The organism is Mycolicibacterium novocastrense, assembly GCF_001570485.1.
Lineage (GTDB): Bacteria > Actinomycetota > Actinomycetes > Mycobacteriales > Mycobacteriaceae > Mycobacterium > Mycobacterium novocastrense.
Genome location: NZ_BCTA01000016.1, coordinates 68,122 through 76,425 on the forward strand (window position 1 = coordinate 68,122; position 8,304 = coordinate 76,425).

Annotated in this window: 6 protein-coding genes; 3 read left to right on the forward strand and 3 right to left on the reverse strand. The window is 65.4% G+C overall.

Annotated features, from left to right (window positions below; genetic code table 11):
• Window positions 1–13: 13 nt before the first annotated feature.
• From RMCN_RS04785 to RMCN_RS04795, 3 genes are read right to left on the reverse strand one after another with little or no spacing between them, the layout of a single operon-like run.
• Complete coding sequence (locus RMCN_RS04785; RefSeq protein WP_064415553.1) at window positions 14–1,105, reverse strand: acyl-CoA dehydrogenase family protein; 1,092 nt, start codon at window positions 1,103–1,105, stop codon at window positions 14–16.
• Between the two features lies 1 nt (window position 1,106).
• Window positions 1,107–2,321 (reverse strand): acyl-CoA dehydrogenase, encoded by a 1,215-nt coding sequence (locus RMCN_RS04790; RefSeq protein ID WP_067387643.1) that lies wholly within the window; start codon window positions 2,319–2,321, stop codon window positions 1,107–1,109.
• A 13-nt stretch (window positions 2,322–2,334) separates the two neighbouring features.
• Complete coding sequence (locus tag RMCN_RS04795) at window positions 2,335–3,231, reverse strand: enoyl-CoA hydratase (RefSeq protein ID WP_064415555.1); 897 nt, start codon at window positions 3,229–3,231, stop codon at window positions 2,335–2,337.
• Between the two features lie 230 nt (window positions 3,232–3,461).
• Between RMCN_RS04795 and RMCN_RS04800 the strand changes: the two genes are divergently transcribed.
• The 3 genes from RMCN_RS04800 to RMCN_RS04810 are packed head-to-tail and all read left to right on the forward strand — an operon-like array spanning window position 3,462 to window position 8,215.
• Complete coding sequence (locus RMCN_RS04800; RefSeq protein ID WP_064415556.1) at window positions 3,462–4,571, forward strand: LLM class flavin-dependent oxidoreductase; 1,110 nt, start codon at window positions 3,462–3,464, stop codon at window positions 4,569–4,571.
• Window positions 4,572–4,593: 22 nt separating this feature from the next.
• The gene (locus tag RMCN_RS04805) at window positions 4,594–7,128 is read left to right on the forward strand and encodes a 2Fe-2S iron-sulfur cluster-binding protein (protein WP_067387644.1); all 2,535 of its coding nucleotides are present in this window, start codon (window positions 4,594–4,596) and stop codon (window positions 7,126–7,128) included.
• 31 nt (window positions 7,129–7,159) lie between these two features.
• On the forward strand, window positions 7,160–8,215 hold the full coding sequence (locus tag RMCN_RS04810; RefSeq protein ID WP_110765754.1) for an alpha/beta fold hydrolase: 1,056 nt from the start codon (window positions 7,160–7,162) through the stop codon (window positions 8,213–8,215).
• Window positions 8,216–8,304: the final 89 nt, after the last annotated feature.

Genomic DNA, 8,304 nt, shown 5'->3' on the forward strand with positions numbered 1-8,304 from the left:
CCCGGATGCGGGGCTACAAACCGGCACGGTCGGCGAGCAGGGCGCGATGGTGGGTGCTGCTGCCGAACAGTGCCTCGGTGGTCTTGGCGCGCCGGTAGTACAGGTGGATGTCGTGTTCCCAGGTGAAGGCGATGCCACCGTGCACCTGGATCGCCGAACCGGCGCACAGCGCGAAGGTGTCGGCGGCCTGCGCCTTGACCAGGGGCGCGGTGATCGCCAGCTGGTTGGGGTCGGTGGCGCTCATCGCGGCGAACATGACGGCGACGCGCGTCGCATCGATCTCGATCATCATCTCGGCGCACGCGTGCTTCACCGCCTGAAACGAGCCGATCGAGCGGTCGAACTGTCTTCTGCTGCCGGCGTATTCGACGGACGTTTCGAGACATGCCTCGGCGCCGCCGAGCATTTCGGCGGCCAACAGCACCCGCGCCGTGTCGAGCACACGGTCCAGTTCCTGGGTACCGGTCAGTGCCTCCGCCGGGGTGTTCGTGAACGTCAGACGGGCCACCGGCCGAGTGGTGTCGAACGAGGGGAGCGGTTCGACCGTGACCCCGGGCGCGTCGGCGGCGACGACGTACGGGGTGACAGCGTCGCCGGTTTCGGCTGGAACCACGAGAACATCCGCGACGGTCCCATAGATCACCGGCGCGCATTCGCCATGCAGCACGGAACCGTGACCGGTGCGGTCGGCTCGCACGGTGGCCGTCGTGGGATCGGCGGCATCGGGTCCGACGGCGGTGAACGTTCCGATTCGCTCACCGCTGACCAATCCGGGCAGCAAGCGCTGCCGTTGCTCCGCATTGCCCATCCGCAGCACCGACTCAATCGCGAAGACACTGCCCGCCAGCGGAACCGGCGTCAGCGCCCGGCCGAGCTCCTCGAAGGCGATGGCGGCCTCCACCAGTGTGCCGCCGACCCCGCCGTGCTCAGGCGGAAGGTGTAGTGCGGGTAGTTCCAACTCGCCGCACAACCGCCGCCACAGGCGATGGTCGTGACCGCCGGCGATGGCCACCTCACGCACCCGCGCCATGGGCGCGGTCTCGGTGAGAAAGCCGCGCAGGGCGGCGCGGAAGTCGACCTGCTCGGTGCTGTAGCGGAAGTCCATGTCAGCGAGGTTCCTTGGGAAGTCCGAGCAGTTGCTCTCCGATCACGTTGCGCTGGATCTGCGAACTTCCTGCGTAGATGGTGGCGGCGCGCGAATACAGCAGCTCGTCCATCCAGCACGCCGCGGAGTTCGGCGTGCCTGCTGCCGGAACCAGCAGTGCCGCACCGTTTCCCGGCCCTTGTGGGCTCAGCGCTTCGAGACCGAGGATCTCCACCGCAAGCTCGGTGTAGCGCCGGAAGTATTCACTCCAGATCACTTTGTTGATCGCGGCTTGAGCACCGGGAAGCTCGCCCCGGAGCAATGCGGTCAGACCACGGTAGCCCTGATACCGCAGGATCTGGACGCGCGAGTAGCACCAGGCCAGTCCGTCACGGATGTGAGCATCGGTGTGCCGGCCGTGGTCGTGGGCCAGGGCTATCAGCCGCTGCAGGTCCCTGCCGAATTCCACCGCCGCAATGGTGATCTGCGATCCACGCTCGAAGCCGAGCAGCGTCATTGCGGTGTGCCAACCGCCACCGGCACCGCCGAGCACGTCGGCTGCCCGTGCACGGGCATCGGTGAAGAAGACCTCGCTGAAGGACGCGTGCCCCGCCGCGTTCACGATCGGCCGGACCGTGACGCCGGGTTGGTCGATCGGCACCAGCAGTACTGACAAGCCTTTGTGCTTGGCCGCAGCCGGATCGGTGCGCGCGAGCACGAAGATCCAGTTCGCCGTTGGTCCGGCCGACGTCCAGATCTTCTGTCCGTTGATCACCCACTCGTCGTCGTCGAGCGCCGCCTTCGTCCGTACCGACGCCAGATCCGAACCGGCTTCGGGTTCGGAGAAGCCCTGGCACCAGCGGTCCTCTCCGGACAGGATGCGCGGCAGGAATCGGCGCTTCTGCTCCTCGGAGCCCAACGCGATCATCGTGTTGCCCAGTAGGTCGATGCCGAGTAGGTCGTTTTCCGCGCGGTCCGGTGCACCTGCGCGGGCGAACTCTTCGGCGAGCACCGACTGTTCGATCGCCGAAAGCCCACCGCCGTCGTACTCCTTCGGCCAGGCCACCGCGATGAGGCCCCGGTCGGCGAGCACCTTGCGCCATCGAACCCCGAGTTGTTCACGTTCGTTCGGGGGCAGGGCGCCGGCGCCGCCCCACTCGGCGGGCAGGTGTTCGGCCAGAAATTCCCGAATCTGGTCGCGGAAGGCGATCGCCTCGGGCGGGTAGTCGACGTCCACTTCTGGTCTCCGGTCAGGGCCGCCGCTTGGCCGCGGGCAGGATCTCCGGTGTGAGCCGCCAGTCCTCGAGGCCGTACTCGACACTGCCGATGCCCAAAGGGTTGCCGGTCACGTCGGCCCAATGGGCGTGGTTGAGTTGGTGCAGCGAAAAGCAGGCGTCGAGCGCAGCGCCGAACCCCATGGCATCGACGGTCTGGTTCACCGACTCCTTGATCAGCAACGCCGTGAGTGGCGGCAGCTTGGCGATCCGGCGGGCGAATTCGACTGTGGCGTCCGATAGTTCGTCACCGTCGAACACCTTACTGACCATGCCGAGTGCATGCGCGTCGTCGGCAGTCAGGGCGTCCCCGGTGAGCAACAGCTCCTTGGCCTTGCGCGGACCGAACTCCCACGGATGGCCGAAGTACTCCACCCCGCACATTCCGAGGCGAGTGCCCACGACGTCGGCGAAGATCGTGTCGTCGGCGGCGACGATCAGGTCGCAGCACCATGCCAGCATCAGGCCGGCCGACAGCACCATCCCGTGCACCTCGGCGATGGTGATCTTGCGCAGGTTGCGCCAGCGTTTGGTGTTCTGGAAGAAGTAGTGCCACTCCTGGCGATGGCGCGTCGCCACCCCGCCCAACGTCCCGCCGTTGCAGTGATACGTCGGGTGCTGACCCGGGCCCGACGATCGCTCGCGGATGTCGTCGGCGGAACCCAGGTCATGGCCCGCCGAGAAGCATGGTCCCGCGCCGCGCAGGATGACCACCCGCACGGTGTCGTCCTCTTCGGCGAGTTCGAACGCCGCTCCGAGCTCGACGAGCAGGCCGCGGTTCTGCGCATTGCGCTGTTTCGGGCGATCGAGCGTGATCACGGCGATTCGGCCGCCATCGAGCAGTTCGTAGTCGATGTAGTCGAAATGCTGCACGAAGTGCTCCCTTCAGGTCGTCACCGCTCGGCGCGCGGTCACGCTGCTGAGCTGCAGGCTACGCGGCGCGAAACCAAAATGTCCATAGCCAGTACGTCAACAGTGAAACTTTTGTAGGAGTAAATTGCCAAGACAGTAGCCTACTTGCGCGCAATGAAGTATCTTGCTAGTACTGTGGTGCACATCGCAGCAAGCCGTCGGGCGAGCGACCACTACTGAGAGGGTTGAAGATGGAACTGGGACTTTTCCTGATGCCGGCGCACCCGCCGGAGCGCAGCCTGTACGACGCAACCCAGTGGGATCTGGAGCTGATCCAACTCGCCGACGAACTGGGTTACGTCGAGGCGTGGGTCGGCGAGCACTTCACCGTGCCCTGGGAGCCCATCTGCGCACCGGACCTGCTGCTCGCTCAGGCGCTACTGCGGACGAAGTCAATCAAGCTGGCGCCCGGGGCCCATCTGCTTCCGTACCACCATCCGGTGGAGCTGGCCCACCGCGTGGCCTATTTCGACCACCTTGCCCAAGGCCGCTTCATGCTCGGGGTGGGTGCCAGCGGCATCCCCGGCGACTGGGCTCTGTTCGATGTCGACGGACAGAACGGTGAGCACCGCGAGATGACCCGGGAAGCACTCGAGATCATGCTCAAGGTCTGGACCGAGGACGACCCGTGGGAGTACCGCGGAAAGTACTGGAATGCCAACGGGATCGCCCCGATGTTCGAAGGCCTGATGCATCGGCACATCAAGCCCTTCCAGGCGCCTCACCCGCCGATCGGGGTCACCGGGTTCAGCGCCGGCTCCGAAACGCTCAAGCTTGCCGGCGAGCGCGGTTATCTCCCGATGAGCCTCGATCTGAACGCCGAGTACGTCGCGACGCATTGGGACGCAGTGCTCGAGGGTGCCGCGCGCAGTGGCCGCACTCCGGACCGCCGTGACTGGCGACTGGTACGTGAGGTCGTCGTCGCCGAAACCGACGAACAGGCATTTCGGTACGCCGTCGACGGTATGATCGGCCGCTTCATGCGCTCCTATGTCCTGCCGACGTTCCGGATGTTCGGCATGACCAAGTTCTACAAGCACAACCCCTCGGTTCCCGATGAGGACGTAACACCGGAATACCTGGCGGAGAACACTTTTGTGGTCGGTTCCGTCGAGACGGTGGTCGACAAGCTGGAGGCCACCTATGACCAGGTCGGAGGCTTCGGCCACCTGCTGATCCTCGGCTGCGATTACAGCGACAACCCCGGACCTTGGAAGGAGTCGATGCGGCTGCTTGCCGAGGAGGTCATGCCCAAGCTCAACGCTCGGATCGCCAAGAAGTCCACGGTCGCCATCGCCTAGCGCTCAACCGAAGGACATCCCGATGGAGGCGCAGAAGATCACCGTCCGGTATTCGGATGGAACGTGCAAGACGATGACGGCGCAGCCCGACCAGTCCATTCTGGAGGCGGCCGAAGAAAACGGCATCGCAATCGTCAACGAGTGCCAGAGCGGGATCTGCGGCACCTGCGTGGCCACCTGCCGGTCGGGTGATTACGAGATGGGCCGTACCGAGGGACTGTCCGATGTCGAACGCGACGCACGAAAGGTATTGACCTGTCAGACCTTCGCCAACTCCGAATGCCTGATCGAACTTCAGTATCCGATGGACGGCAACGCGGCCAGCCTGGTGACGGGGCACGCGACGGTGATCGGGGTAGAACTGGTCTCGTCCACCACGGCACTTCTGCGGCTGGATGTTTCGGGTATGCCGCCGCTGACGTTCAAGGCCGGCCAGTTCGCGCAGTTACAGGTCCCCGGCAGCGGGGCATGGCGCAACTACTCCTACGCGCACCCCGCAGGCGGACGCGATGAACTCGAGTTCATCATCCGGTTGCTCCCCACCGGGGTGATGTCGGACTACCTGCGCGACCGGGCGAAGCCGGGCGACCGAATCGCGCTGCGGGGCAGCAAGGGCAGCTTTTATCTGAGGCCGGTGCAGCGGCCGGTGGTGCTGGTCGCCGGTGGCACCGGGTTGTCGGCGATCCTGGCGATGGCGCAGAGCATGGCACACAATGCCGGTCAGCCCGTCCACCTGCTGTACGGGGTGACCGACGTCGCGGACCTCTGCAAACTCGACGAACTCGACCGACTGCAGCGTGTGATCCCCGACCTGCATGTGCACACCATCGTGTCGCGCCCAGACGCCCACTGGTCCGGACCGGTGGGGCTGGTGACCGACCTGCTGGACGACGCCATGTTCGGCGGCGGCGATGCCGACGTGTACCTGTGCGGCCCGGCCGGGATGGTCGAGGCGGTCCGGAATTGGCTGGACGAACGCAATATTCATCGCGTCGGCCTCTACTACGAGAAGTTCGTGCCGAGCGGTGCCGCGCGGCGGCGGGCCCCGCTGCGGCTGGACTATGCCGATGTCGACATGGCCGACGTGCGGCGGCGCGGCAGCGGCACCGCAGTGGTCATCGGGGGCAGCATCGCTGGCATCACGGCCGCCAAGATGCTGACCGAGTTCTTCGAGCGGGTGATCGTGCTGGAGAAGGATGACCCGCACCGCCGCCGCGAGGGCCGGCCGGGCGCGGCGCAGGGCTGGCACCTGCACCATCTGCTCACTGCGGGACGCATCGAGTTGGAGCGCATCTTTCCCGGCATCATCGACGATATGGTGCGCGAAGGCGCATTCGACGTCGACATGGCCGCCCAGTACCGCATCCGCCTGGGCGGCACCTGGAAGAAGCCGGGAACCGGCGACATCCAGATCGTCTGCGCCGGTCGTCCGTTGCTCGAGTGGTGCGTGCGCCGTCGGTTGGACGACGAACCGCGCGTCGACTTCCACTACGAGGCAGAGGTCGCCGATCTGGTCTACGACAGCGACGCCAACACCGTGATCGGGGTCGCGGTGGACAGGCGTGGTGAATTAGAGGTCATACCGGCCGAATTCGTGGTGGACGCCTCGGGCAAGAACACCCGTGTTCCAGAGTTCCTCGACCAGGTGGGGATCGGGGCGCCCGAGGTCGAACAGGACATCATCAACTGCTTCTACTCGACCATGCACCACCGGGTGCCACCTGAACGACAGTGGCGGGACAGGGTGATGATGATCTGCTACGCGTACCGACCGTACGAGGACACCTATGCGGCGCAGTACTACACCGACAGCTCGCGCACGATCCTGTCCACCACACTCGTTGCCTACAACTGCTATTCGCCACCACGGACCGCCGAGGAGTTCCGCCGATTCGCCGATTTGATGCCCTCACCGGTTGTCGGCGAGAACATCGACGGGCTGGAGCCGGCGTCGCAGATCTACAACTTCCGCTATCCGAACATGTTGAGGCTGCGTTACGAGAAGAAGCGCAACCTGCCGCGCGGGCTGCTGGCGGTAGGTGACGCCTACACCAGCGCCGACCCGGTGTCGGGGCTCGGTATGACGCTGGCGCTCAAGGAAGTCCGCGAGATGCAGACGCTCCTCGCCAACCACGGTCCGGGTGATCCTGAGCTGCCACGGCGGTACTACCGCCGGATCGCAAAGCTGGCCGATACGGCGTGGTTCGTGATCAGGGAGCAGAACCTTCGGTTCGACTGGGTGAAAGATGTGGCCAAGAAGCGCCCCTTCTACTTCCGCGCGCTGACCTGGTACATGGATCGGGTGATGGAACTGGTTCACGACGACCCAGACACCTACCGGGAATTCTTGGCGGTCGTCCATTTGGTCAAGCCACCCGCGGCGTTGATGTCGCCGAGGGTCGCCGGGCGGGTCCTGGGCAAGTGGGCGCGGACCAGGCTCTCGGGCCAGCAGACGTTGATAGCCCGCAACTACCAGAACCGCACCATCCCGCCTCCCGACCATTTGGCGCAATCCGAAGAACCGGCAGTCGATTTCGCCGCAAGCCATACCCGCTAGAGAAGGGTCCCACATGTCGCAGATATCGCAGCTGTCGTCAATCCATCGGTTGCTCGACTGCCGCGGAACCCGCATCCACGCGGTGGAGCAGGGTGAGGGACCGCTGGTGATCCTGGTGCACGGCTTCCCGGAGTCGTGGTACTCGTGGCGCCACCAGATTCCCGCCCTGGCCAACGCGGGATACCGCGTGGTGGCGATCGACCAGCGTGGCTACGGGCGCTCGTCGAAGTACCGGGTGCAAAAGGCTTACCGCATCAAGGAATTGGTCGGCGACATCGTGGGTGTCATCGACGCCTACGGCGAGAAGCAGGCGGTCGTCGTCGGCCACGACTGGGGCGCCCCGGTGGCGTGGACGTCGGCCTGGCTGCATCCGGAGAGGTGCCGCGGCGTCGTCGGCATCAGTGTTCCGTTCGCCGGCCGTGGGGTGATCGGCCTGCCCGGTAGCCCATTCGGTGAGCGCAGGCCCAACGATTACCACCTCGAGCTGGCCGGTCCCGGGAAGCTGTGGTACCAGGATTACTTCTCCGAACAAGATGCCATCATCGCCGAGATCGAAGAGGATCTCCGCGGCTGGCTGCTCGGCCTGACCTATACCGTGTCGGGTCAGGGAATGATCGCGGCCACCCAGGCGGCGGTGGCCGCCGGCGTCGATCTGGCGTCGATGGATCCCGTCGAGGTGATCCGCTCCGGCCCGTTGTGCCTACCGGCAGGGGCGCGCCTGAAGGACGCGTTCATCTACCCGGAAACGATGCCGGACTGGTTCACCGATGCCGATCTCGACTTCTACACCGCAGAGTTCGAGCGATCCGGGTTCGCCGGGCCGTTGAGCTTCTACCACAACATCGACAACGACTGGTGCGACCTCGCCGAGCAGGACGGCACGCCGCTGACCCCGCCGGCGCTGTTCATCGGGGGCGAGTACGACGTCGGGACGACATGGGGGGCCGAGGCGGTCGAACGGGCCCACGAGGTGATGCCCAATTACTGCGGCACCCACATGATCGCCGATGTCGGGCACTGGATCCAACAAGAAGAGCCCAAGGAAACCAACCGGCTGTTGCTCGATTTCCTGGCGGGGCTGCACTAGCCTCGATCTTTCGTGAGTGAGGCAGTGACTGGTCGCTGGGGTTGTTGTCGTGTCGGTATTTCTTGGGCCATGGGTGGCCACCGGCGCTG

Bases quoted from the DNA above. Each gene is read 5' to 3' on its own strand.
- RMCN_RS04800 (WP_064415556.1), top strand. From the start codon at position 3,462: ATGGAACTGGGACTTTTCCTGATGCCGGCGCACCCGCCGGAGCGCAGC.
- RMCN_RS04805 (WP_067387644.1), top strand. From the start codon at position 4,594: ATGGAGGCGCAGAAGATCACCGTCCGGTATTCGGATGGAACGTGCAAG.
- RMCN_RS04785 (WP_064415553.1), bottom strand. From the start codon at position 1,105: ATGGACTTCCGCTACAGCACCGAGCAGGTCGACTTCCGCGCCGCCCTG.